20 protein-coding genes and 1 pseudogene are annotated in these 26,534 nt (G+C 59.1%); 3 read left to right on the top strand and 18 right to left on the bottom strand.

Annotation, left to right across the window (positions count from 1 at the left end; genetic code table 11):
* Positions 1-63: 63 nt before the first annotated feature.
* From AC07O1_RS01035 to AC07O1_RS01025, 3 genes and pseudogenes are all read left to right on the top strand, one after another.
* Positions 64-1,125 (top strand): annotated as a pseudogene (locus AC07O1_RS01035) (methyl-accepting chemotaxis protein); the annotation flags it as partial.
* Positions 1,108-1,980, top strand: a complete 873-nt coding sequence (locus AC07O1_RS01030) for a methyl-accepting chemotaxis protein (protein WP_495087880.1) — start codon at positions 1,108-1,110, stop codon at positions 1,978-1,980. The pseudogene AC07O1_RS01035 and the gene AC07O1_RS01030, both read left to right, overlap by 18 nt.
* 102 nt (positions 1,981-2,082) lie before the next feature.
* Positions 2,083-3,156, top strand: coding sequence for an RHS repeat-associated core domain-containing protein (locus AC07O1_RS01025; protein WP_495087666.1), 1,074 nt, complete (start codon positions 2,083-2,085; stop codon positions 3,154-3,156).
* Between the two features lie 85 nt (positions 3,157-3,241).
* Here AC07O1_RS01025 and AC07O1_RS01020 read toward each other — a convergent pair whose 3' ends face one another.
* The 18 genes from AC07O1_RS01020 to AC07O1_RS00935 form a co-directional block, all read right to left on the bottom strand.
* Positions 3,242-3,976 (bottom strand): amino acid ABC transporter ATP-binding protein, encoded by a 735-nt coding sequence (locus AC07O1_RS01020; protein ID WP_495011047.1) that lies wholly within the window; start codon positions 3,974-3,976, stop codon positions 3,242-3,244.
* Positions 3,969-4,928, bottom strand: coding sequence for an amino acid ABC transporter permease (locus AC07O1_RS01015; RefSeq protein WP_495011046.1), 960 nt, complete (start codon positions 4,926-4,928; stop codon positions 3,969-3,971). The genes AC07O1_RS01020 and AC07O1_RS01015 overlap by 8 nt, the downstream gene beginning before the upstream one ends.
* Positions 4,929-5,070: 142 nt before the next feature.
* Positions 5,071-5,868 (bottom strand): transporter substrate-binding domain-containing protein, encoded by a 798-nt coding sequence (locus AC07O1_RS01010; protein ID WP_495011084.1) that lies wholly within the window; start codon positions 5,866-5,868, stop codon positions 5,071-5,073.
* Positions 5,869-6,245: 377 nt separating this feature from the next.
* Entirely contained in the window at positions 6,246-8,816 is a 2,571-nt protein-coding gene (gene mdoH / locus AC07O1_RS01005) for a glucans biosynthesis glucosyltransferase MdoH (protein WP_495087665.1), read from the bottom strand.
* On the bottom strand, positions 8,809-10,560 hold the full coding sequence (locus tag AC07O1_RS01000; protein WP_494994317.1) for a glucan biosynthesis protein G: 1,752 nt from the start codon (positions 10,558-10,560) through the stop codon (positions 8,809-8,811). Before AC07O1_RS01000 ends, mdoH begins: the two co-directional genes overlap by 8 nt.
* Before the next feature lie 433 nt (positions 10,561-10,993).
* Positions 10,994-11,431: a D-aminoacyl-tRNA deacylase gene (gene dtd, locus AC07O1_RS00995; RefSeq protein ID WP_495087664.1), complete on the bottom strand. Its 438-nt coding sequence runs from the start codon at positions 11,429-11,431 to the stop codon at positions 10,994-10,996.
* Positions 11,428-12,399 (bottom strand): prolyl aminopeptidase, encoded by a 972-nt coding sequence (pip, locus tag AC07O1_RS00990; RefSeq protein WP_494994319.1) that lies wholly within the window; start codon positions 12,397-12,399, stop codon positions 11,428-11,430. Before pip ends, dtd begins: the two co-directional genes overlap by 4 nt.
* Before the next feature lie 166 nt (positions 12,400-12,565).
* The gene (hutG, locus tag AC07O1_RS00985; protein ID WP_495087663.1) at positions 12,566-13,369 is read right to left on the bottom strand and encodes an N-formylglutamate deformylase; all 804 of its coding nucleotides are present in this window, start codon (positions 13,367-13,369) and stop codon (positions 12,566-12,568) included.
* A 10-nt stretch (positions 13,370-13,379) separates the two neighbouring features.
* On the bottom strand, positions 13,380-14,585 hold the full coding sequence (hutI, locus tag AC07O1_RS00980; protein WP_495087662.1) for an imidazolonepropionase: 1,206 nt from the start codon (positions 14,583-14,585) through the stop codon (positions 13,380-13,382).
* A gap of 17 nt (positions 14,586-14,602) precedes the next feature.
* Positions 14,603-16,012 (bottom strand): amino acid permease, encoded by a 1,410-nt coding sequence (locus AC07O1_RS00975; RefSeq protein WP_495087661.1) that lies wholly within the window; start codon positions 16,010-16,012, stop codon positions 14,603-14,605.
* Positions 16,013-16,157: 145 nt separating this feature from the next.
* Positions 16,158-17,690 (bottom strand): histidine ammonia-lyase, encoded by a 1,533-nt coding sequence (hutH, locus tag AC07O1_RS00970; protein WP_495087660.1) that lies wholly within the window; start codon positions 17,688-17,690, stop codon positions 16,158-16,160.
* Between the two features lie 122 nt (positions 17,691-17,812).
* Positions 17,813-19,336 carry an HAL/PAL/TAL family ammonia-lyase gene (locus tag AC07O1_RS00965; protein WP_495087659.1) on the bottom strand — a complete coding sequence of 508 codons (1,524 nt, stop codon included), beginning with the start codon at positions 19,334-19,336 and terminating at the stop codon, positions 17,813-17,815.
* A gap of 97 nt (positions 19,337-19,433) precedes the next feature.
* On the bottom strand, positions 19,434-20,264 hold the full coding sequence (locus tag AC07O1_RS00960; RefSeq protein WP_495087658.1) for a quaternary amine ABC transporter ATP-binding protein: 831 nt from the start codon (positions 20,262-20,264) through the stop codon (positions 19,434-19,436).
* Positions 20,261-21,112, bottom strand: coding sequence for an ABC transporter permease (locus AC07O1_RS00955; RefSeq protein ID WP_495087657.1), 852 nt, complete (start codon positions 21,110-21,112; stop codon positions 20,261-20,263). Before AC07O1_RS00955 ends, AC07O1_RS00960 begins: the two co-directional genes overlap by 4 nt.
* Positions 21,113-21,182: 70 nt before the next feature.
* Positions 21,183-22,151: an ABC transporter substrate-binding protein gene (locus tag AC07O1_RS00950; RefSeq protein WP_494994327.1), complete on the bottom strand. Its 969-nt coding sequence runs from the start codon at positions 22,149-22,151 to the stop codon at positions 21,183-21,185.
* Between the two features lie 75 nt (positions 22,152-22,226).
* Positions 22,227-23,696, bottom strand: coding sequence for a purine-cytosine permease family protein (locus tag AC07O1_RS00945; RefSeq protein ID WP_494994328.1), 1,470 nt, complete (start codon positions 23,694-23,696; stop codon positions 22,227-22,229).
* 146 nt (positions 23,697-23,842) lie between these two features.
* Complete coding sequence (hutU, locus tag AC07O1_RS00940) at positions 23,843-25,522, bottom strand: urocanate hydratase (RefSeq protein WP_495087656.1); 1,680 nt, start codon at positions 25,520-25,522, stop codon at positions 23,843-23,845.
* Between the two features lie 431 nt (positions 25,523-25,953).
* Complete coding sequence (locus tag AC07O1_RS00935; protein ID WP_495087655.1) at positions 25,954-26,526, bottom strand: HutD/Ves family protein; 573 nt, start codon at positions 26,524-26,526, stop codon at positions 25,954-25,956.
* Positions 26,527-26,534 lie beyond the last annotated feature (8 nt).

Genomic DNA, 26,534 nt, shown 5'->3' with positions numbered 1-26,534 from the left:
TTTTCACCCGCCTGCCGATACACTCCCAATAGACCCATTCATGCTCTAAAGGGAGTGAACAGCATGTACCGTTGGTTAGCCCAGAACCTTGGAAATGTGAGCGTCAATCGCAAGCTCGGCGCAGGCTTCGGCCTGGTACTTCTGTTGACGCTGCTGATCACCGTGACTGGCTGGACTGGCCTGAGTGGCCTGATCAGTCGTGGCGACAAGCTCGGCTACATCTCAAGCCTGAACGAGCTGACCAAGGACCTGCGTATTGCCCGCCTGGACTATGAAATGCGCCGCGGTGAACAAAGCCCGGCGGCGGTCAACGATCTGCTGGGCAAGCTCGACGAAGGCCTGCAAAGCGCCCTCAAGGTGATCATAAAGCCGACAAATGTGGCGATGCTCAACCAGCAGATCGAAGCCGTCAGCGAGTACAAGCACGCCTTTGCCGACCTGATCCAGGCCACCGCCAATCGCGAAGCGGCCCGCGCCCGGCTCGGCGCCACCGCCGACAACGCCGCGGCCCGCGTGGCAGAAGTCGAAAAATCCCTGCTGCAAGGTGACAGCATTGCCCAATTCAACAGCGTGGTAGACCTGAGCAAGCTGATTCAGCAGGCACGCTTCCAGGTGCGCGGTTACACCTACAGTGGCAAGGCCGACGCCGAACAACCGGCGCTGGACGCCATCGACAACGCCCTTAAAAACCTCGAAAGCCTGCCGGGGAAACTGCCGGAACAGCACACCGCCAGCCTGCAACAGGCCACCGACTCGCTCATCGGCTACCGTGCCGCCGTCAGCCAGTTTCGCGACTCCCAAGTGGCCAGCGCCGACGCCCTCAAACGCATGGCCGCGCAAGGCGAGCGCCTGATAGAGCTGAGCAAGCAACTGACGAGCGCTCAAACCCAAGTGCGTGACGCCGAGGCCGCCCAGGCCAAAAGCACCCTGCTCCTGGTGACCGTACTGGCACTGCTGTTCGGCCTGATCGCCGCCTGGGCCATCACCCGGCAAATTGTCATTCCGCTGAGCCAGACGCTGAAAATCGCCGAGCACGTGGCGGCCGGCGACCTGACCCACAACCTCACGTCCGAGCGCCGCGACGAACTGGGCCAGCTGCAACGGGCCATGCAAAGCATGACCATGGGCCTTCGGGATCTGATCGGCGGCATCAGCGATGGCGTGACGCAGATCGCCAGCGCCGCCGAGCAGCTGTCAGCCGTTACCGAACAGACCAGCGCCGGGGTCAACAGCCAGAAAGTCGAAACCGATCAGGTTGCCAACGCAATGCACGAAATGACCGCCACCGTGCAGGAAGTCGCGCGCAACGCCGAAGAGGCCTCAGAAGCTGCCGTCGCCGCTGACCAACAGGCCCGTGAAGGCGATAAAGTGGTGGGCGAGGCGATCGCTCAGATCGAACGCCTGGCAACCGAGGTCGGCAACTCCACTGAAGCAATGAGCCATCTCAAGCGCGAAAGCGACAAAATCGGCAGTGTGCTCGACGTGATCAAGTCGGTGGCACAACAAACCAATCTGCTGGCCCTCAACGCTGCCATCGAAGCCGCCCGCGCCGGTGAAGCAGGACGTGGTTTCGCCGTGGTGGCCGATGAAGTGCGCAGCCTCGCCCAGCGCACCCAGAAGTCCACCGAAGAAATCGAAGAACTGATCGTCGGCCTGCAAAGCGGCACCCAGCAAGTCGCCAACATCATGGACAACAGCCGCAGCCTGACCGACAGCAGCGTCGAACTGACCCGACGCGCGGGGAGTTCGCTGACAAACATCACCCGCACCGTGTCAGCGATTCAGGCGATGAACCAGCAGATCGCCGCCGCTGCCGAGCAACAAAGCGCCGTGGCCGAAGAAATCAACCGCAGCGTGCTGAACGTGCGCGATGTCTCGGAACAGACCTCGGCCGCCAGTGAAGAGACCGCTGCTTCCAGCGTTGAGCTGGCTCGCTTGGGGACTCATCTGCAGATGTTGGTCGGGCGGTTCAGGACCTGAAGAACGAGCTGCTGTCACCACTACCTAGCAGTTCTGCCAGGTAGACATCGTTTTCTCGTCGGTAGAAGCTGGATCAATAGCCTGGCCACCTGAAGATGATCGATGCCCAACTCACATGACAGCTTATTAATCCGCTACCAATACGATGCGCTTGATCGGTTGGTAAGTTGCACCCCCAGCGGTCGGTCTCGTGTAGATCGCCTCTATCAAAAAGACCGATTAATTACGGAAATTCAAGGTCCCGTACAACGTCAGATATTTCAATGCGCAGACATGTTATTGGCGGAACTGCAGCAGGAGGAGGAAACCAAGCGCACTTCGTTACTAATGACCGATAAACAACGCTCGGTGTTCCAAACTACCGATAGCAAGTCCGTCTATACGCCTTACGGTCATCGTCCGGTTGAAGGGGGATTAGCCAGCCTTCTGGGTTTCAATGGCGAGCGTCCTGACCCGGTTACCGGCCATTATTTATTGGGGAACGGACACCGGGCGTTCAATCCGGTACTTATGCGTTTTAACAGTCTGGATAGCTTGAGTCCCTTTGGAAAAGGCGGCTTGAATTGCTATGCGTATTGCCAGGGAGATCCCGTTAATCGTATCGATCCCACGGGAAAATATTGGCAGGGATGGACATGGTTTGGGATAGGTGTTGCGGATTTCGTGGGCAGTTACCTGCTCCCCCACCTACCCAAGGTGACGCTATTACAACGAGCAGCACAGCGGATCCCGGTAGTCGGACGCACTCGCTTTGGGCAGGCCTCCAAGGGAATAGCAACAATAAGCGGGCTTGCTGCGACGGTACTTTTTCCGGTCATGACCGCCTTTGAAATTAAAAACCCTGAATCATCGGCAAATGATCGATTCATGATCGCTATGGCAGCGCTTTCGGCAGTTGCTTTTATCAGTGGTGCCGGCGTCGTCCTGCACAAACTTGCCCGACCGGCGACAGCTCTGCCGCGGACATCTTCTCTAGCCCAATTGCCAGCCCCACGCCTGACACGATCCCAGTCTCAACCCAATATTGGTCATAACTTTGGCAGTGAATCTCCTATGCCAGTCTCGAATACTAATTTAGATAAATTCAATTTGATGAAGAGGTTTGATCAGGGTGAGTTCAGGTCCGGATCGGGAGTAGTTCAAAACTCCACCTCGATCCGAAGAAACAGCCGCTAAGAAACCCTTAGGAGACGTTCATTATCAGCCTGAAGAAGATGACAGAACCTGCATATCACCCAAAGGTTAAGCGCGTGACATGGATCTACAACACCTGTCGCAAAAACGCCTGAGCCCGCAAATCCTTCGGCAAAGCAAAGAACTCCTCAGGCGGGGAATCTTCCAGCAGTTTGCCGTGGTCGAAGAACAGCACCCGATCTGCCACTTCCCGCGCGAAGCCCATTTCGTGGGTCACGCAGACCATGGTCATGCCTTCCAGGGCCAGGGTTTTCATTACGTCGAGGACTTCGCCGACCATTTCCGGGTCGAGCGCCGAGGTTGGCTCATCGAACAACATCACCTTGGGCTCCATGGCCAACGCCCGGGCTATCGCCACGCGTTGCTGCTGGCCGCCGGAAAGGCGTGACGGAAATTCGTTGGCCTTCTGCGCGATGCCGACCTTTTCCAGCAACACCCGAGCCTTGGCCTCGCGCTCTTGCTTGCCGCGCTTGCGCACGACTTTCTGCGCAAGGCAAAGGTTTTCCAGCACGGTCATATGCGGGAACAGGTTGAAATGCTGGAAGACCATGCCGACTTCACGGCGGTAGGCGTTGACGTCGGTTTTCGGGTTGGACAGTTCCAGGCCGTCGATGCTGACGGAGCCCGAGTCGAACGCCTCCAGACCGTTCAGGCAGCGCAGGAAGGTCGATTTGCCGGAGCCGGACGGGCCGATCACCACCAGCACTTCGCCCTTGGCTACTTGGGTGGTGACGCTATCCACCGCGCGGACCACTTGCCCACGGGTGTCGAAGACTTTAACCAGATCGCGGACTTCAATCACTTTGCGCGAGCCTCCGCTCAAGCCGGCTGGCGACTTTCGACAGCGGCAGGTTGATCAACAAATACAGGCCCGCCACGCAGAACAGAATCTCAAATGGCGAGAACGAGGTCGTGATAACTTCCCGACCGCTTTTGAGCAGCTCGGTAATGGCGATCACCGACACCAGCGAGGTGTCCTTGACCAGACTGATGAACTGCCCGGCCAACGGCGGCAGAACGCGTTTGAAGGCCTGCGGCAAGACCACATGGCGCATCGACTGACCAGCGCTCAAACCCAGCGAACGTGCGGCTTCATTCTGGCCACGGGCAATCGACTGTACGCCCGAACGGACGATTTCAGCCACATAGGCGCCGGTGAACAGCGACAACGCCGCAATTGCGGCAAACTCGCGGGAGAGGTTCAGCACCGTACCGATGAAGAAGTAGAAGATGAATACCTGCACCAGCAACGGCGTACCGCGCACCAGTTCGACATAAATCGTCGACAGATCGCGCAGGGTCGGGTTGTTCGACAGCCGGCAGAGGCCGGTAGCCAGGCCGATCAACAGCCCAAGCAGACCTGAGACCAGCGAAAGCCACAAAGTGGTCCACAAGCCCCACAGCAGCGGCCCGGCCGCCCAATGGCGGGTGACACCAATCACATCGCCTTCGGCCACGTCATCGCCGCGGGCGAATTGCAGGCTGTTGTCGTCGACGGTCAGCTGCTGTTCTTCACCAGCGTCGTTGCGCAGGGTGACTTGAGCCTTGTCGCCTGTACGCACCAGTTCGCTGACGGTGGAGATGTCCGCCGCCCGCCGGGACTCTTCGGCGTGGTAGGCGAAGTATTGCGGTACGCGGTTCCAGCGCCATTCATAGGACATCAGCGAAGTGGCGTAGTACAACGCGCCGGCCAGGCCGATCAACACCAGCACGGTCAATACGTGCCAAGGCCATTGGGCTTTTTTCTGTTTCATTCTGAGACTCGACTCTGATTGATCGTTCCCACGCTGCATGGGAACACCGCTCAGGACGCTCAGCGTCCTTTCGCAGGCGTGACGCGGAGCGTCACAGGATGCATTCCCACGCAGGAGCGTGGGAACGATCATCGACTGGGTGTTATTCCATATCCTTTAGCCAGGCGGTCTCTTTGAACCACTTGTCATGGATGCGATCGTAAGTGCCGTCTTCGTGGATCTGGTGCAGGAAGTTGTTGATGAAGTTGATGCTGTCGTAATCACCCTTCTTCAGACCGAAGGCCAGCGGCTCGTAGGTGAACGGCTTATCGAGGAATACCAGTTTGCCGTTACCGACTTTGTTCACCGCGACAACGTTGTAAGGCGCGTCGTAAATGAAGGCGTCAGCCTTGCCGTTGACCACGTCGAGTACCGCTTCTTGCTCGTTGTCGTAGCCGTGGTATTTGGCTTGGGAGATCAGCTTCCTGGCGACCAATTCGCCAGTAGTGCCCAGCTTGGAGGTGATGCGGTAGTCGGCAGTGTTCAGGTCTTTATAGGACTTGATGGTGCCTTCCAGCTCCTTGCGGATCAGCAGCGTCTGCCCAACCACGATGAAGGGTTCGCTGAAGTTCAGGCGCAGGTTGCGTTCCTGGGTCAGGGTCATGCCGCTGCCGATCATGTCGAACTTGTCGGTCAGCAGGGCCGGGATGATGCCGTCATAGCCGGTGGAAACCATCTCCAGCTTGACTCCCATGGCCTTGGCCATGGCTTTGAGCAGGTCGACCTCGAAGCCGATGATCTCGCCGCGCTTGTTAGTCATTTCGAACGGCATGTAAGTCGGGTCCATGCCGACTTTCAGCGTGCCGCGCTTGACCGCGTCATCGATGGCACCGGCATGAGCGGCGTTGACTGACACCATTGCCGTGACGCCAAGCAGCAGCATCGATAGATACTTCTTCATCATCAAGTCCCCTGAACCCTTTTTTTGAGGCGTGCAAAAAGCAGATTTTCGTTAGAAAACCGGCAGATACGAACAATAAGCTGTCCGGGCGCACCAATTCGGGGAGCGATCCTAACTCACTCGTTTGTTTGCACAAGGGTTTAAGGAGGATTTGTTGTCGCAGGTTGGCAGAAACAGGAAAGACGCGGGAAGAGATGCTGAGCGCAATGATCGTTCCCACGCTCTGCGTGGGAATGCCGCCTGTGACGCTCCGCGTCGCCTCAAGAGCGGACGCGGAGTGTCCGGTGAGGCGTTCCCACGCGCGAGCGTGGGAACGATCAGACGATCAAATGCCACAAACAAAAAACCCCGCTTCTTCTCAGGAGCGGGGCTTTTCATCAGGCCGGCTGCACTTCAGCAGACAGCGGTTTCAACGGTAGCAACGGAGCATGCGGATCGGCTTCGATCGACTGGCGCCAGGCGCCAAGCCATTCGGCATGACCTTCGCTCCAGACCTGCTCATGCAAGCGAGCCAACGCAACCGGATCGCTGAGCAGCGCCACACGCTCGTTATTATTGAGCGCCGCAGGGCCGGCTTTCAGCGCGTGACGCACTCGCTCGATACGCAACCACTCGATCGGCTCGGCCTGGCCGTGACGGGCAGTGGCCAGGGCGCAAGCCAGGGCATTCTGCTGCGGGTCGACCACTGCCCGAACAAAGCCGTCGTTCAGCGCATGCCAACGGTTTTCGTGGGTGTACCGATCAGTCGCCAGCAAGGCCTGTGGCGGTGCGTATTCCTCAGGGATCAGGAACAGGCTTTCATCACGGGACTTGAGGCCCAACTTGACCCGGCTGGAAATCACCGAGACCGGAATCGACAGCATCAGCGAACCGACAATCGGCACCAGCCACCAGAGGAAGCTTGGGTTTAGCCAAACCACCAACAATGCCCAGAAAAAGCCCAGCAAGGTTTGCGGACCGTGACGGCGCACTGCTTCGCTCCACGGCGTGGAATCGTCGTCACGTTGCGGGGAGTTCCAGGTCGCAGCCCAACCGAGGAACGCGGCGAGAACGAAGCGAGTGTGGAAAATCATCCGCACCGGTGCCAACAGCATGGAGAACAGCATCTCCAACAGCATCGACAGGGTGACCTTGAACTTGCCACCGAACTCTTTCGCGCCCTTGGCCCAGATCAGGATGATGCTCAGCAACTTCGGCAGAAACAGCAGCACGATCGTCGTCGAGAACAGCGCGACGGCCTTGTCCGGGTGCCATTGCGGCCACAGCGGATAGAGCTGTCGAGGCTCCATGAAGTACTGCGGTTCCATCAGCGTGTTGACCGCCAGCAAGGCCGTCGAGAGCACCAGGAAGAAAAACCACAATGGCGCCGACAGGTACGACATCACGCCGGTCAGGAACACCGCACGGTGCACCGGGTGCATGCCCTTGACCAGGAACAGCCGGAAGTTCATCAGGTTGCCGTGACACCAGCGACGATCACGCTTGAGTTCGTCCAGCAGGTTCGGCGGCAGTTCTTCATAACTGCCGGGCAAGTCGTAGGCAATCCATACGCCCCAGCCGGCACGGCGCATCAGCGCAGCTTCGACGAAGTCGTGAGAGAGGATCGCACCCGCGAACGCGCCTTTACCGGGCAATGGCGCCAGGGCGCAATGCTCGATGAACGGTTTCATGCGGATGATTGCGTTGTGCCCCCAGTAGTGGGATTCACCCAACTGCCAGAAGTGCAGGCCAGCGGTAAACAGCGGGCCATAAACGCGGGTCGCGAACTGCTGCATGCGTGCATACAGCGTGTCCATGCCCGAAGCACGCGGCGCGGTCTGAATAATCCCGGCGTCCGGCGTGGCTTCCATCAAGCGCACCAGGCTGGTCAGGCATTCGCCACTCATTACGCTGTCGGCGTCGAGCACCACCATGTACTTGTAATCACCGCCCCAACGACGGCAGAAGTCGTCGAGGTTGCCGCTCTTGCGTTTGACCCGACGGCGACGGCGGCGATAGAAGATCCGCCCGAAGCCTTTGGCTTCGCGGCAGACGTCTAGCCAGGCCTGCTGTTCGGCAACGCAGATGTCGCTGTCGTTACTGTCGCTGAGGACGAAGAAGTCGAAGCGATCCAGGTCACCAGTCGCTGCAACCGACTCGAAAGTCGCTCGCAAACCGGCGAATACACGCGGCACATCTTCATTGCAGATTGGCATGACCAGCGCGGTGCGGGCTTCTTTGGGAATCGGCTCGTCACCAGCACTGGCGCCGGATATACGGTATTTGTCATGCCCGGTGAGCAACTCGAGGAAGCCCATCAGTGCGGTCCAGAAACCCGCCGATACCCAGCAGAACAGAATCCCGAACAGAACCAGGATGCTGGTTTGCAGCGCGTATGGCAGCACTTGGGTGGCGGTTTGGATAAGCGGTTGATGCAAGACTTCGTTCAGATCGACGAATGACCAGCCTTGGTACGGCATGATGCCTTTCATGTACCAGCCGGCGACGATGGTCTGGCCGAGCATCAGTGTCAGCAAAATGTAGCGACGGATCGAACCCACCGTGCGCCAGCGGGCAGCCGGCAACACACGCTCGTCGATCTTGGGTGCCGGCGGGTTGGTGCGCCCGGTCAGACGACGCCAGACGCGCACCAGAATATTGGTGCGCCACGGCTCCGGTACGACCTTGGTCCGGCGAATCGGCGGAGTCGCCTTGAGGCACACCCGACCGCTGGCGTCGACCGCCAACATCTCGGCCTCCTCCAGTTCTTGCGCGGAATTCAAGGTCAAGCGGCGACCCACCGAGGCTTGTGCAGCCCCGGCAGGCGCGTCGAAAGTCGAGGACGACAGACGTTCATGCAACTCGGTGAATGATTTGCAGCCCGCAAGTTCCGCGCGCTGCACATCGTTCATCGGCAGGTGCGCCAGGTACTCGGCAAGTGTCTCTGGTTGTATTTGAGAATTACTCATCGGCAGGCAACTGGTAGCTCCAGGTCTCGGTCAAGACTTGTTCGGTTTTTACCGATTCCGGTGTGGCAGGGGCCGCTTCGGCAGCCGCTGGCTGCTTGGCGTCTTTTTCTTTCTTCTCGACTTTCTCTTGTTGTCTGGCGGCGATTTTGTCGGCCTTGGCAACGGAAGAGTTAGCCGTCGCAGCCGAAGCCTTGACCGGCTCGGCAGCCACGATGTTCTTGACCAGAGCGGCGCGCATTTCAGTGGACTTGTTCGGGTCCTTGATTTTCATGCGCAAGGTCAGGCGCCAGCCTTGGGTCTCCGGGTTGTAGCGAACGCTGTTTTCCACCAGCTCGGCGTTATCGCCGACGCTGACCTGACTGCGAACCGGTGCATCTTCAGGCAGAGCCTTGAGGGTCGGGCCGACGAAGTCCACCAGATAAGCGACGCTGCCGTCTGGCTGACGGATCAGGTTGGACTGCTTCACGTCACCGGTAGAGCGCAGGGTCTGCTGGACCCAGGCACTGTCGGCCGAGTGCAATGCAGCTTCGTCGATGGTCCAGTGCAGACGGTAGGCGAAGTCCAGCGGCTGGCCTGGCTCAGGCAGCTTTTCCGGGCTCCAGAAAGCAACGATGTTGTCGTTGGTTTCGTCCGCGGTCGGAATTTCGACCAGGTCAACAGTGCCTTTGCCCCAGTCGCCTTTTGGCTCGATCCAGGCACTTGGGCGCTTGTCGTAGCGGTCATCGAGGTCTTCGTAGTGGCTGAAGTCACGGCCACGTTGCAGCAAGCCAAAACCACGCGGGTTCTCAACCGAGAAATTGCTCACGGCCAGATGTTTCGGGTTGTTCAGTGGACGCCAGATCCATTCACCATTACCGGCATGGATCGACAGACCGCTGGAGTCGTGCAGTTCGCGACGATAGTTAAGTACTTTCGACGGCTGGTTGGCACCGAACAGGTACATGCTGGTCAGCGGCGCAACACCGAGCTTGGTGACCTTGTCACGCAGGAACATCTGCGCCTTGACGTCGACGATAGTGTCGCTGCCCGGACGCAGGATCAGCCGGTAGGCACCGGTCGCGCGAGGCGAATCCAGCAGGGCGTAGATCACCAGGTGCTTGTCGGTCGGCTTGGGCTGCTGAATCCAGAACTCGGTGAAGCGCGGGAACTCTTCACCGGACGGCAGCGCAGTGTCGATGGCCATGCCGCGGGCGGACAAGCCGTAGGTGTGCCCTTTACCGACGACGCGGAAGTAACTCGCGCCGAGCATGGTCATGATTTCGTCTTGCTTTTCGGCCTTGTTGATCGGATACAGCACACGGAAACCGGCATAACCCAGTTGCTCGGTGGCCTTTGGATCGACTTTGACGTCGCCGAAATCAAAACGACTCGAGTCGTACTTGATCTCTTCGACGGAGTTGGCGCCGATTTCGTTGATTTTCACCGGCGTGTCGAAGTGCATGCCCTGGTGATAGAACGACAGCTTGAACGGGGTTTTCTGATCGGCCCATTCGGCTTTTTCGGTGCGGAAACGTATTTTCTGGTAATCCGCGAATTTCATTTCCCGAAATTCGTTCGGCAGGTTACTGCGCGGGGCTTCGTACTTCTGCCCGGCCAGCTCTTTGGCCTTGGCCGATACATCATCCAGATTGAATGCCCAAAGCTGGCCGGCGCTGAGCAGGCAAAGCAGTGCAGAGCCCGTCATCAGTGCGTTACGTAACCGTTTGGCAGACAATTTTGGTGCATTACAGGGACTAACAATCACGAGCAACCCTCGCCGAAAACAGATCAAAAAACCAACGGCCAGACCAGGTGGCCTGTGTGGTCAGTCTCGTTTGCCTATTTCGGCGCCAGGAATCCAGATACTGCGTTGCTGCTCCTCGCCATAGCGGGCTATGACTGGTCGCAACGCCTTGTCTCTGACTCCCTGACATCCGAAATATTGCTAACAAACTAACCGTACAAGCCACTCATGCCAGGTTGGCGAGCATTATTCCGACTCCGCAGGGGCGAAATGATTCCCCAAACGGTCCAGGACAAGTCTCTACCTAAGTCAAAATGGACCAACGAACGCTGATCCCCGTAGCGCGCGATTATCTAGTAGGCCGCGTTACAACGCATCAGGGGTAACAAAGTATTTATCGCGAAAAAACCCTGTTTTCGGCCAAAAAGAGCTTAAAGAGATGTTTCAAGCGCTTTCAGGTCTGTAACAGGAAGGTTACCGGGCCATCATTGACCAAATGCACCTGCATGTCTGCGCCAAATATTCCCGATGCCACATTGCTATGCAATTGTTGCGCCTTGGCTAATAAATAGCCAAAAAGCTCTTCTCCCAATGCCGGAGGGGCCGCGGTAGAAAAGCTCGGGCGCAAACCGTTTTTGGTATCGGCAGCCAGGGTGAACTGCGACACCAGCAACAAACCGCCGCCGACATCGGCCAAAGACAAGTTCATCTTGCCCTCGGCATCACTGAACACCCGATAGTTAAGCAGTTTATGCAGCAATTTGTCGGCGCTGGCCCGGGTATCCTCGGGTTCCACCGCCACCAGCACCAGCAAACCCTGGTCGACCGCGCCAACGATTTCCCCCGCCACTTCGACTCGCGCACCACGCACGCGCTGGAGCAGGCCCTTCATGCTTCTTCAGGCGGCAGGTCGAGCAGGCGACGGGCCATTTTGTTGGCCGCGCGCACCAGCGCATCGGTAATTCCCGATTCGGATGCCGCGTGACCGGCATCGCGAATGATCAGCAATTCGCTGTTCGGCCACGCTTGATGCAGTTCCCAGGCGTTATCCAACGGACAGATCACATCGTAGCGGCCATGGACGATCACACCCGGCAAGTGAGCGATTTTCTGCATGTCGCGGATCAACTGGTTGGGCTCAAGGAAAGCATTGTTAGTGAAATAGTGGCACTCGATCCGGGCAATCGACAACGCGCGCTGCGGTTCGGAAAAGCGCTCGACTACCATCGGGTTGGGACGCAAGGTTGCAGTACGACCTTCCCATGTCGACCAGGCTTTGGCCGCGTGCATCTGGGCGATCTGGTCATTGCCGGTCAGACGTTTATGGAAAGCGCCGAGCAGGTCGTCGCGCTCATCCAATGGAATCGGCGCCAGGTAGTCTTGCCAGTAATCCGGGAACATGCGGCTGGCACCGGCCTGGTAGAACCATTCGATTTCCTGCGGACGGCAGAGAAAGATCCCGCGCAGAATCAGCCCGTGGACCCGCTCCGGATGAGTTTGCGCGTAAGCCAGCGCCAGGGTCGAGCCCCAGGAACCTCCGAACAACACCCATTTTTCGATACCTAAATGCTGGCGAATCCGCTCAAGGTCAGCGACCAGATCCCAGGTAGTGTTGTTTTCAAGGCTGGCGTGAGGCGTCGAACGACCGCAACCGCGCTGATCGAAGGTGACGATGCGATACAGGTTCGGGTCGAAAAAACAACGGCTTTGCGCATCGCATCCGGCCCCTGGCCCGCCGTGGATGAACACCACCGGCAAACCTTCCGGTGAACCACTTTCGTCGACATACAGTACATGTGGCTTATCGACGGCCAGATCGTGCCGGGCGTAGGGTTTGATCTGCGGGTACAAAGTCTGCATTGCGCACTCCGTATGGGGTCGAGGTCATCCCTGGGGGGACTTCTATTATTCTGCCGTCCGGCATCATAAACCCGAATTGTGCAATGAGCATGTCCTTGGAGAAATTGGGGGGGTGTTTGACTCGACCGATCGTTCCCACCCAGAGCGTGGGAACGATCTTTCAAATCTATCCGCGGTAGTGCTTCTGTCCCCAATCCAGCAATCCTTGCAGCAATTGCTTGAGCACCACCTGAGTCGGCACGGCCAGATCAGGGCGGTAGCGGAACGGCTCGACCTCTTCCATATAAGTGCACTGCGCCAGCTCCAGTTGCACGGCATGGATGTTTTCGGCCGGGTTACCGTAATGCCTTGTGATATGCCCACCCTTGAAGCGCCCGTTGAGCACATGGCTGTAGTCCGGATGCCGGGCGCAGATGGCTTCCAGTTGCGTAGCCAACTGTGGATCGCAACTGGCGCCATTGAAGGTGCCAAGGTTGAAGTCCGGCAGTTGCCCTTCGAACAAATGCGGGATCACTGAGCGGATCGAGTGCGCATCAAACAACAGTGCATAACCGAACTCGGCTTTCAACCGCGCCAGCTCTTGTTGCAAGGTGCTGTGATACGGCGTCCAGACCTGCTCAAGATAACGCGCACGTTCCTCGGCGGACGGCTCAAGTCCTTCGCGGAACAATGGCACGCCGTCGAACAGCGTCGCCGGATACAAGCCGGTGGTAGCGCCGACATACAAAGGCTTGTCGTCGGAAGGCCGGTTCAGGTCTATAACGAACCTTGAGTACTCGGCGGCCAGGGTGCTGGCGCCCAACTCTTGCGCGAACTGGTAGAGCTGCGGGATATGCCAGTCGGTATCCGGCAGGCTTTGCGCCTCGGGAATCAGCCCGGCTTCTACTGCCGGGCTCAGACGCACGCCAGCATGGGGCATGCTGATCAGCAACGGCACTCGGCCTTGTTTGAAGTTCAGAACCTTATCCACTGCCATTCTCCTAAAACGTGACTTCAACGCCGTAACGCACGACGCGTTTATCCAGGTCACCGCCCAGCCAATACGCCAGGTCTGCCGGACGATCGATCTGCCAAGCGACGAAATCCGCCACTTTGCCGACTTCCAGCGAACCATGGGTCTGATCCATGCCCAGCGCAGTGGCCGCATGAATGGTCGCACCCGCCAGAGCCTCTTCCGGGGTCATGCGAAAGCACGTGCAAGCCATGTTCAGCATCAGCCGCACCGACAGCGCCGGCGAGGTGCCGGGGTTGAGGTCGCTGGCGATGGCGATTTTCACGCCGTGTTTGCGCAAGGCATCCATCGGCGGCAGCCGGGTTTCGCGCAGGAAGTAGAACGCTCCCGGCAACAGCACCGCGACAGTGCCAGACTTGGCCATGGCGATGGCGTCGTCTTCGGTCATGAACTCCAGATGGTCAGCCGACAACGCGTGATAGCGCGCCGCCAGGCTCGACCCATGCAGGGAGGACAACTGCTCGGCATGCAATTTCACCGGCAAACCGAGGTTCTGCGCGGCGATGAACACCCGCTCGACCTGTTCCGGCGAAAACGCCAGGTATTCGCAAAACGCGTCAACCGCATCCACCAACCCTTCGGCGGCGAGTGCCGGAAGCATTTCGCTGCAGATGTGCTCGATGTAATCGTCGGCACGGTCCGCATATTCCGGTGGCAAGGCGTGGGCAGCCAGACAGGTGCTGCGCACACTGACCGGCAATTGGGCACCGAGACGGCGGATCACCCGCAGGATCTTGCGCTCACTGGCCAGATCCAGGCCATAGCCGGACTTGATCTCGACACTGGTGACGCCGTCGCGCAGCAAGCTCTTCAAGCGTTTATGCGCGCTGGCGAACAATTCATCCTCGCTGGCCGCCCGGGTCGCACGCACGGTGCTGGCAATGCCACCGCCAGCGGCGGCAATTTCGGCATAGCTAACGCCTTGCAAGCGCTGCTCGAACTCGCCGCTGCGATTGCCACCGAACACTGTGTGGGTGTGGCAGTCGATCAGGCCCGGCGTGACCCAGGCACCCGCGAGGTCATGCACCTCGGGGTATTCACCGGCCGGCAGTTCACTGCGCGGGCCGATCCACTCTATGTGCGCTCCTGACGTCACGATGGCGGCATCCTCGACGATCGAGTAGTTACCCTGCGCCATGCTTGCGACGTGGCAGTGTTGCCAGAGAGTTTTCATCCCAGGCCTCCGTTAGGTTATCGATGAGACAAAGAAAGGTCGTTGGAAACCTGTACCGCCTGCCCTGCGGCTGGCTTGACCCACAACAGGTAGGCCAGTACCAGCAGGGCAATCCACACCAGGCCGACGATCAAGGCTGCCTGAGTATCCGGGAAGTAGCCAAGCACACCGAATATAAACGCCATGAAGACGATCGCCGCCATCGGCGCATACGGCCAGAACGGCACCGGGAACTTCAGTTGTGCGACTTCAGCCGGGCTCATGGAGCGACGCATTGCCACCTGAGTGACCAGAATCATCAACCAGACCCAGACCGTGGCAAAGGTCGCAATCGAGGCGATCAGCATGAACACGTTTTCCGGAATCAGGTAGTTCAGCAGCACACCACCGAGCAAGGCTGCGCTCATAACCACCACCGTCATCCATGGCACGCCATGGCGCGACAACTGGCCAAAGCCCTTCGGCGCCTGACCTTGCTGGGCCAGACCGTACATCATGCGGCCCGCACCAAAGATGTCACTGTTGATGGCCGAGACCGCCGACGAGATCACCACGAAATTGAGGATAGTTGCGGCCGAGCTGATCCCCAGATGGTCAAAAATCTGCACGAACGGACTGCCCTGGCTACCGATCTGCTGCCATGGGTAGATCGCCATCAGCACGAACATGGTCAGCACGTAGAACAGCAGAATCCGCAAGGGAACGGCGTTGATGGCCTTTGGCAGGACATGCTGCGGGTCTTTCGCTTCACCGGCGGTCACGCCGATGATTTCGATGCCGCCGAACGCAAACATCACCACCGCGAACGAAGCGATCAAGCCGCCGACACCGTTGGGCATAAAGCCGCCCTGGGTCCAGAGATTGCTGATTCCCGTGATCTGCGAGCTCGGCGAGCTGCTGATGCCGAACACAATAATGCCGAGTCCGCCGAGGATCATCGCGATGATGGCGCCGACTTTGAGCAGCGACAGCCAGAACTCCATTTCACCGAAGACTTTGACGTTGCACAGGTTCAGCCCGCCGATCAGGAACACAATGCCGAGCACCCAGATCCAGCGCGCGACTTCCGGAAACCAGAAGCCCATGTAGATGCCGAAGGCCGTTACGTCGGCAAGCCCGACGATGACCATTTCAAACGCGTAGGTCCAACCGAGAATAAAGCCCGCCATCGGCCCCAGGTAAGTACTGGCGTACTGACCGAAAGAACCGGAAACAGGGTTATGCACGGCCATCTCACCGAGGGCGCGCATGACCATGAACACCGCCGCGCCACCAATCAGGTACGCCAGCAATACCGCAGGACCGGCCATTTGAATGGCCGAGGCAGAACCGTAAAAAAGCCCGGTGCCGATTGCCGACCCCAGCGCCATGAAACGAATATGGCGAGCCGATAGCCCGCGTTTCAAGCTTTTTGCTTGCTGCTGCATTTCTCGTCCTTAATTATTTTTGTCGGAAAAGATCGTTCCCACGCTCCTGCGTGGGAATGCCTCATTGGACGCTCTGCGTCCGCTCTTGTGACGCAGAGCGTCACAGGCTGCATTCCCACGCAGAGCGTGGGAACGATCAGCACCATCAGAGGCTAGGCAGCAATTTCGCCAACACCAGCTCGTTCAGGCAACGGCTCGCCAACAACTCGCTCGCAGCGTTGATGTCCGGAGCGAAGAAACGGTCTTTCTCGTAGAACGGTACTTTGCTGCGCAGGATGCCACGGGCTTCTTCGAGTTTGCTCGACGTCTTCAGACCGTCGCGCAAGTCCAGGCCCTGGCAAGCGGCGAGCCATTCCACAGCGAGGACGCCACGGGTGTTCTCGGCCATTTCCCAGAGACGTTTACCGGCGGCAGGCGCCATGGAAACGTGGTCTTCCTGGTTGGCCGAAGTCGGCAGGCTGTCGACCGAGTGCGGGTGCGCCAGTGCTTTGTTTTCGCTGGCCAATGCCGCAGCAGTCACCTGAGCGATCATGAAGCCGGAGTTGACCCCGCCGTTGGCCACCAGGAACGGCGGCAATTGCGACATGTGCTTGTCCATCATCAGCGAGATGCGGCGTTCGCTCAGCGAGCCGATTTCAGCGATAGCCAGCGCTATGTTGTCAGCGGCCATGGCCACTGGCTCAGCGTGGAAGTTACCACCGGAAATCACGTCGCCTTCAGCAGCGAACACCAACGGGTTATCCGACACTGCGTTGGATTCGATGCTCAGCACTTCGGCAGCCTGACGGAACTGGGTCAGGCAGGCGCCCATGACTTGTGGCTGACAGCGCAGGGAGTACGGGTCCTGAACTTTTTCGCAGTTCTGGTGGGAGTCGGAGACTTCGCTGCGCTCACCCAGCAGATCGCGATAAGCGGCAGCCGCGTCGATTTGACCGCGTTGACCGCGAGCGTCGTGAATCCGTGCGTCGAACGGTGAGCGCGAGCCCAGCACTGCTTCGACGCTCAAGCCGCCACAAGCCACTGCCGCAGCAAACAGATCTTCGCCTTCGAACAGGCCACGCAGTGCGTAGGCGGTGGACACCTGGGTACCGTTGAGCAGCGCCAGACCTTCTTTGGCTGCCAAAGTCAGCGGTTGCAGACCGGCTTGCTTCAAGGCGCTCACAGCGTCCAGCCATTCACCTTTGTAGCGCGCCTTGCCTTCGCCCAGCAGCACCAACGACATATGGGCCAGTGGCGCCAGGTCGCCGGAAGCACCGACCGAACCTTTGAGAGGAATATGCGGGTACACCTCGGCGTTGATCAGTGCGATCAGCGCATCGATCACCTTGCGACGGATCCCGGAGAAACCACGGCTCAGGCTGTTGACCTTGAGGACCATGATCAGTCGCACCAGCGCGTCGCTGATAGGCTCGCCCACACCGGCAGCGTGAGACAGCACCAGCGAGCGCTGGAGGTTTTCCAGGTCTTCGCTGGCGATGCGGGTTGAAGCCAGCAGACCGAAACCGGTGTTGATGCCGTAGGCGGTGCGGTTTTCGGCGAGGATTTGTTCCACGCAGGCGACGCTGGCTTCGATCTGTGCCGAGGCGCTTTCGTCAAGGCTGATGGTTACTGGCTGCTGATAGACAGCACGCAGTTGGGCAAGGGTCAGTTGACCTGGAATAAGGTTTAGCGCAGTCATATTTATGCTCCTTTTGAGAGTTTTATTAACTAGCCAGTCGCTCCGGATGATTCCGTTGTCCGTCGCTGCCCACTTTTTGAGGGGGTGGCGCCTTGGCACGCTGGCTTTTGTGGAAATCGGTTTCAGTGCAGGTTCGGTAAAGCGGTTTGCAGCAACATCGGGTCTTTCAAAACGCTTGCGGCGCTGGCGATATCCGGCGCCAGCCAGCGGTCCTGGTCATAGGCCGGAACGCGCTCACGCAACAGTCTCCACGCGACGTCAGTGCCGGCACCGAAGCGTTGCTCCTTGAGAAATTCGAAGGCCTGGGCGGCCAGCAGATATTCGATAGCGAGAATCTGCGTGCAGTTTTCCAGCGCCCGATGCAGCTTCAGTGCTGCGTTGGTGCCCATGCTCAGATGGTCTTCCTGCAGGCCCGAGGTGACGTAGTTGTCGAGTACTGCCGGTTGCGCCAACTGGCGATTTTCTGCGCACAGGGAAGCCGCAACGTACTGGACGATCATCATCCCGGAGTTCACGCCGGGGTTAGCCACCAGGAATGCCGGCAAACCACTCACGTGCGGGTTGATCAAACGGTCGAGGCGACGCTCGGCAATCGAGCCGATTTCCGCCATGGCAATCGCCAGCAGGTCAGCAGCCAAAGCCACCGACTGGCCGTGCGGGTTGGCCTGGGACATCACCCGGAAGTTGTCCGCAGTGCCCAGCAGCATCGGGTTATCGGTGACGGAATTGAGTTCGATTTCGACCTGACGGGTGGCGTGGTCCAACTGATCCCGCGCCGCGCCGTGCACCTGCGGAATCGAGCGGATGCTCAATGCGTCCTGGGTGCGAATGCCCTTGCTGCCGGCAATCACTTGACTGCCATCGAGCAGGCTGCGCAGGTTGATACCGACCTGCTGCATGCCCGGGTGCGGCTTGAGGGCGATGATTTCGGCGTCGAACGCGGCGATCTGCCCGCGCTGGGCCTCAAAGCTCATGGCGCCGATCACATCGGCCCACTGCACCAGGCGGGTGGCGTCGGCAATCGCCAGGCAGCTCAGGCCGGTCATGCACGGCGTACCGTTGACCAGGCACAGACCGTCCTTGGCACCCAGTTGCACAGGTTTCAGAGCTTCTTCGGCCAGGGCCTGCTGCGCGGAAACGATCTGCCCGCGATAGCTGACCTGGCCGACACCCAGCAGGGCGATGCCGATGTGGGCCATATGGGTCAGGTAGCCCACCGAACCCTGGGACGGCACTTGCGGGGTGATACCGCGGTTGAGCAAAGCCAGCAGCGCTTCGACCACTTGCCGATGCACGCCGGATTTGCCATGGCTGTAGTTGATGATCGCCGCGCACATGATCGCCCGGGTCTGTTCGTCGGCCAGAGGCGCACCGACGCCGCAGGCATGACTGAGCAGGGTATTGCGCGACAGCTGGCTCAGTTGTTCGCCTTGCAAGGATACGTTGCACAGCGCACCCAGGCCGGTATTGACGCCATAGGCACGCTCGCCGCTGACGACGATGCGCTGGACGATGGCTTGAGCGTTCTCGATCCGCGCCCAGGTGCCAGCCGACAACTCAAGCACCGCGCCACCACGTGCGACCGCAACCACATCCTGCCAACGCAAAGGGGCGTCGGCGATAACGATTTTTTCAGCCTGGGACATCTTCAACCTCACCGTACAAACCTGAATTTTTGTGCAGCCTTTGCGACGCTATCGCGAGCTTGCTCGCGATGAGGCCAACAAACTCACTGCAAATCTCTTAAACCACCGCTGCCCGTCGCTGAACGAAACGATCGACGTATTCATCCGCTGGAGAGTGCAGGATCTCTTTCGGCGTGCCGACCTGGATCAACCGGCCATCCTTGAGGATCGCAATGCGGTTGCCGATGCGCACGGCTTCGTCGAGGTCGTGGGTGATGAACACGATGGTCTTGTGCAAAGTCTTTTGCAGCTCGAGCAACTGGTCCTGCATTTCGGCGCGAATCAGCGGATCGAGTGCACTGAAGGCTTCATCCATCAGGATGATGTCGGTGTCCGCCGCCAGGGCGCGGGCCAGGCCCACACGCTGACGCATACCGCCGGACAGCTGATGCGGGTATTTGTTTTCGTAGCCCTTGAGGCCCACGGTGTTGATCCAGTGCAGCGCGCGCTCGGCACACACTTGCTTGGTTTCACCGCGTACTTTCAGGCCGTAGGCGACGTTATCCAGCACGCTCTTGTGCGGCAGCAGACCGAAGCTCTGGAACACCATGCTGATCTTGTGCCGACGGAATTCGCGCAGGGCTTCCATGTCGTATTGCAGAATGTCCACGCCGTCCACCAGGATCGCGCCGCTGGTGGGATCGATCAGGCGATTGAAGTGCCGCACCAAGGTCGATTTACCGGAGCCGGACAGGCCCATGATCACGAAGATCTCGCCGGTGCCGATGCTCAGCGACAGGTTGTTGACCCCGACCACGCAGCCGGTTTCTGCCAGCACCTGGTCCTTGGTCTTGTTCTGGCGAATCATGTTCAGCGCGTCGGCCGAACGATTACCGAAAATCTTGAAGACGTTTTTGACTTCGATCTTGCTGATGGCTGCGCTACTCATTTGCTCACCTCATGCCGTGGCCGACCGTAGGCCTGAGTAATGCGGTCGATGACCACTGCGAGAATCACGATCGCCAGGCCGGCTTCCAGGCCGCGTCCGACGTTGAGGGTCTGGATACCCACCAATACATCTTCACCCAGGCCACGGGCACCGATCATCGAGGCAATCACTACCATCGACAGGGCCATCATGGTGGTCTGGTTGATCCCGGCCATGATGCTCGGCAGGGCCAACGGCAGTTGCACACCAAACAGTTGCTGCCAGCGGTTGGCGCCGAAGGCGTTGATCGCTTCCATCACTTCGCCGTCGACCTGACGGATACCCAGATCGGTCAGACGAATCAGCGGTGGTGCGGCGTAGATCACCGTGGCGAAAATCGCCGGAACCTTGCCCAGACCGAAGAGCATCAGCACCGGGATCAGGTACACGAAGCTCGGCATTGTCTGCATGATGTCCAGCATCGGCATCAACACCGAACGCAGACGGTTGCTGCGCGCCGACAGAATGCCCAACGGAACGCCAATCAACACCGAGATAACCGTTGCCACCAGCATCAGCGCCAGGGTTTGCATCAGCTTGTCCCAAAGGCCGACAGCGCCCACCAGGAACAGCAAGCCAACGATGACCGCGGTGGTTACCACTTTACGGGTCGCGTGCCAGGCAACGCCCGCCACGATCGCCAGCATCAACCACCACGGCGCCGCACGCAGCAGGCCTTCGAGGTTGACGATGGCCCAGAGCAGGGTGTCGGAGATGTGCCGGAACACATCACCGTAGTTGGTGACCAGCGAATCGACCCAACCGTTGACCCAGTCGGCGATGGAAAAGGTAAAGCTTTCGGGAAACATAAGAGACTCTCAATCAAGGGGTTGCGATCAAGCTTGCGACTGCCCTTTAGGGCAGTCGGATAGGCTCAACCTACAAGGCCGCGTCGATTTTCCTGGCTGCGTCTTCGCTCACCCATGCGTGCCAGACTTCAGGATGTTCCTTCAAGAAGATCTTGGCCAGTTTTGGCGATTCGATCCGCTCTTTGGTCATGCGCCCGAGGTTCTGGTTCAGCAGGTCGATTGGCAGGTTGACCTTTTCCAGCACGGCGACCAGTTCCGGGGCTTCGTCGTGGAAGGTCCTGGACAGGCCGACCTTGATGCTCACGCTTTTATCCACACCTGGTTTTTCGTCCAGTTTGACCAGGTCAACCTGGCCCATCAGCGGCGTTGGCGACCAGTAGTAGAACAGGATCGGCTCGCCACGCTTGTAGCTCGACAGCACCGCAGCATCCAGTGCCGGGCCGGTGCCTGGGCGGAAGTTGGTGTAGCTGCTTTCCAGGCCGTAGCTTTTCAGCATTTCGCTGTTGTCCAGCTCACAGGTCCAACCGGCCGGGCAGTTGTAGAAACGGCCCTTGCCTGGCTCTTCCGGGTCTTTGAACACGGCGGAATACTTGCCCAGATCAGCAATGTTTTTCAGGCCCGGGGCCTTGGCTTCCAGTTTACGCTTGGCGTCACCTTCAACCACGTAGCGCGGCACGTACCAACCCTCGATCGCACCAACCACTGGCGCACCGACACCAACGACTTTGCCGGCCTTCTCGGCCTTGTTCCAGACTTCGCTGCGGCCAACCCACTCCTCGGCGAAAACCTGGATGTCGTTGCTGCTCAGGGCATTCTCCATGGTGATGGAGTTGCCCGGCAGGCTGTCGGTTTTGCAGTCGTAACCTTTTTCCAGCACGACCTGCAGCACGTCAGTGAGCAGCATGGCGCTTTCCCAGTTCAACCCGGCGAATTTCACCGGCTTGCCGGATTCGCACCAACTGGCTGCCTGAGTGGCGCCAGCACTGGCGAGTACACCCAATGAAAGCATAGTGGTCAGCAGAGTCTTATTCATTTTCATTGTGTGACGCTCCTAAACATGAAATGGATTACGGCAGTCAAAAGGCATCCAGCCCTGTCCACGTCCAATCAAGGTCTAAACCGCAGTAGCGCGGCCTGCCCCACTCAGCTTGTGTGCTGTTACCGCGCCCTGCTCTACCGGCAGGATCAAACGGTCAGGTACTGCGCCATGCCACTTCTTGGCCGCCAGGTAATACATCCCTGCAGGTACCACCAGACCAATGATCCAGGAGATATCGGTATCACCGAGGCTCGCGACCAATGGACCGGTGTAGAAATGCGTGGAAATGAACGGCATCTGAATCAGCACACCGAACACATAAATGGTGATCCCCATGATGTTCCAGCGCCCGTAGCGACCGTCGGGATTGGACAGTGCAGGGATGTCATAACGCTCTTTGGTAATACAGTAGAAGTCCACCAGGTTGATCGCGCTCCACGGCGTGAAGAATGCCAGCAGAAACAGGATGAACGCGGAGAATTCCTTGAGGAACGAGTCCTTGCCGAGCACTGCCAGCAAGGTAGCGATCACGACCATGGCGAAGATGTACAGCAGGCGAACCGTGCTGGAAATCTTCCGGCTGCCGCGAAAGCCACTGATGATGGTGGCAATCGACATGAAGCTGCCATAGGCGTTCAACGTGGTGACGGTCACCTTGCCAAAGGCCACGGCAAAGTACAGCAAGGCCGCGACGATGCCGGTACCGCCGAGGCTGACGATGAACGACACTTCGTGATGGGCGAACTGCGAACCGGCCAATGCCGCCGCGAACACCCCGAAGACCATCGAGGTCTGCGCGCCGATCATCGAACCCAGGCCCACCGCCCAGAACGTCTTCGACGCCGAGGTCGTGCGCGGCAGGTAGCGCGAGTAGTCCGCGACGTACGGACCAAAAGCAATCTGCCAGGACGCCGACAGCGAAATCGCCAGCAGGAAACTGCTCAGGGAGAAATGCTTGTTACCCAACAGCGCGCCGATATCGTTGCCGGCAAGCAGTTTGTAGAACAGGTAAGCGAACGCGATCACACCCAGCACACTGGCCACCCGGCCAATCCCGTGAATGACCCGATAGCCGAAGATGGTCAGGACCACGATCAGACCGGCAAAGGTCACGATCCCGATCCAGTCATCGACATTCAGCAACTGGGCAATCGCCTGCCCCGCGAGCAGCGAACCGCTGGCGGAAAACCCGATGTACATCAGGCACACCAGCACCAACGGAATCACCGCACCATACACGCCAAACTGCACGCGGCTGGAAATCATCTGCGGCAACCCCAACTGCGGGCCTTGGGCCGCATGCAACGCCATGACGCCACCGCCGAGCAACTGCCCGACCAGCAAACCAATCAACGACCAGAACACATCCCCACCGAGCACCACCGCCAATGCACCGGTAACAATCGCGGTGATTTGCAGGTTGGCACCCAGCCACAAGGTGAATTGACTGAACAGACGACCGTGTCTTTCCGCTTCCGGGATGTAGTCGATCGAACGCTTTTCGATCAACGGTTTACTGCTTGCACGATCGTCATTAACAGCCATTGTTCAACCTCTATGGATTGTTCCAGTAATTCACTCGACCCCTGTAGGAGCCGAGCTTGCTCGCGATGACGGTGTACCTGACAAACCGCGTCATCGTTCATCGCGAGCAAGCTCAGCTCCTACAGGGTTTGCGTTGGGTCAGTTTCTCAGCCGGTGATCATCGGCAGGTTCAGGCCCTGCTCGTTGGCACAGTCGATAGCGATCTGGTAACCGGCATCGGCGTGACGCATGACGCCGGTGGCCGGGTCGTTGTGCAGCACGCGAGCGATACGCTCGGCCGCTTCGTCCGTACCGTCGCAGACAATCACCATGCCCGAGTGCTGGGAGAAGCCCATGCCGACGCCGCCGCCGTGGTGCAGGGACACCCAGGTCGCGCCGCTCGCGGTGTTCAGCAGGGCGTTGAGCAGTGGCCAGTCGGACACGGCGTCGGAGCCATCCTGCATCGATTCGGTTTCGCGGTTCGGGCTCGACACCGAACCGGAGTCCAGGTGGTCGCGGCCGATCACGATCGGTGCCGACAGCTCGCCGCTGCGCACCATTTCGTTGAACGCCAGACCGAGCTTGGCGCGCAGACCCAGACCCACCCAGCAGATACGTGCCGGCAGACCCTGGAAGCTGATGCGCTCGCGCGCCATGTCCAGCCAGTTGTGCAGGTGGGCGTCGTCCGGGATCAGCTCTTTGACCTTGGCGTCGGTTTTGTAGATGTCTTCAGCGTTGCCCGACAGTGCCGCCCAACGGAACGGGCCGATGCCACGGCAGAACAGCGGACGGATATAGGCCGGTACGAAGCCCGGGAAGTCGAAGGCGTTCTCGACGCCTTCTTCTTGCGCCATCTGACGGATGTTGTTGCCGTAGTCGAAGGTCGGAATGCCCATTTTCTGGAAGTCGAGCATCGCTTTGACGTGCACGGCCATGGATTGCTTGGCGGCTTTGACCACGGCAGCCGGCTCGGTCTTGGCGCGAGCGCGGTATTCGTCCCAGGTCCAGCCGGCTGGCAGGTAGCCGTTGAGCGGATCGTGGGCGCTGGTCTGGTCGGTGACCATGTCCGGGCGCACGCCGCGCTTGACCAGTTCCGGCAGAATTTCAGCCGCGTTGCCGAGCAGGGCGATGGAAATCGCCTTGCCTTCCCTGGTGTATTTGGCGATGCGGGCCAGCGCGTCGTCGAGGTCGGTGGCTTGCTCGTCGACGTAACGGCTGTTCAAACGGAAATCGATGCTCACTTGTTGGCATTCGATGTTCAGCGAGCACGCGCCGGCCAGGGTCGCGGCCAGCGGTTGAGCGCCGCCCATGCCGCCCAGACCGGCAGTCAGGACCCAACGACCGGTGAGGTTGTCGTTGTAGTGTTGGCGACCGGCTTCGACGAAGGTTTCGTAGGTGCCCTGAACGATGCCCTGGCTGCCGATGTAGATCCAGCTGCCGGCAGTCATCTGGCCGTACATGGCCAGGCCTTTGGCGTCCAGTTCGTTGAAGTGTTCCCAGTTCGCCCAGTGCGGCACCAGGTTGGAGTTGGCGATCAGCACGCGCGGGGCGTTGCTGTGGGTCTTGAATACGCCGACCGGCTTGCCGGATTGCACCAGCAGGGTTTCGTCGTCATTCAGATTGGTCAGGCTTTCGACGATCTTGTCGTAGCACTCCCAGTTACGTGCCGCACGACCGATACCACCGTAAACCACCAATTCCTTGGGGTTCTCGGCCACTTCCGGGTCGAGGTTGTTCATCAGCATCCGCAGCGGCGCTTCGGTCAACCAGCTCTTGGCGGTCAACTTGTTGCCGCGAGCAGCGCGGATTTCGACGTCACGGTATTTAGTAGGCTTATTCTCGGTCACGAAAAAAACTCCTCAGCGATCAATCCAAACTAACCCAGGCAGTGGGCGAGCAAGCCAATGTGCAAACGGTGCACACCGGCGAATCAGTGGACGATGGTCGAGTCTCCGCGACTCATACACATACGTCTTTACTTGTACATACAAGCATATGCAATCAAGCGGCCAACTTGCTGGATGGACATTCAATAAAGTTTTGGATCTGGCTGAAAAGCCCTTGGGGCAAGGGTTTGGCGGCTGGAGATTTTTTTGGGGAGGATTTTTTCGAAGCGTGAGATCTGTTACCTGAGCGCGGTTTTGCGCCACGCTGGGGCGTTCGGTAACAAATTGGTGCGCGTAGGGAAACGGGTTACCGGAAGCCAGAAAGCAAAAAATCGCAACTGACGACAGCTCTCAGAGCGGCCGCACGTTGCGATCCTTTTAAGACGGTTGAATCAGAGCGCTGTCAGTTCGATCACACAGCACTGGCCGCAGACGGAAACATCCAGCAGCCCGGTGTTACCGTTCAGTTGCAGGCAATCATGACGACCCAATACATGGACCGCACTGCCATCGATCTGCACCTGGAGTGCATCGGCCACGCTGAACACCAGTAGCGCTGCGGTCGAGCTGAAGAACCGCTGCTCACCACTGACCCACTGCAACCGCGCCTGGTAACGATTCGCCGCATAAATCAGATTGAAGTCGCGAATCGCACCGCCAAGCAGCGTGCAGGAAACCTGGCTTTCGCCGCTGAACGCAAACGGGTCCAGCGGTAACAGTGGCCGCGTTTTCTGGCCATCGACCGTCAAGGTCATGCCATCACCCTGCAGCACGGTGATGACCCGCTCATAACCGGCAAAGGTGGAGAAGCCGCCCGACTCACCGATATCGGCAATCGACAGGCGCCAGCCGAAACCGTCCAGGCCGGTGCCCGCATCACGGGTGATTTCCTCGGTGCTGCCGCCGCCGTTTTTCCAGGGCATGCGCGGATAATCGGCGGCACGCAAAACGTTCAACTGACTCATTTATGCCT

This window comes from Pseudomonas sp. GW821-FHT07G10, assembly GCF_059418545.1.
Note: the sequence above shows the minus strand (reverse complement) of the source record. Positions and strands in the feature narration are given on the sequence as shown.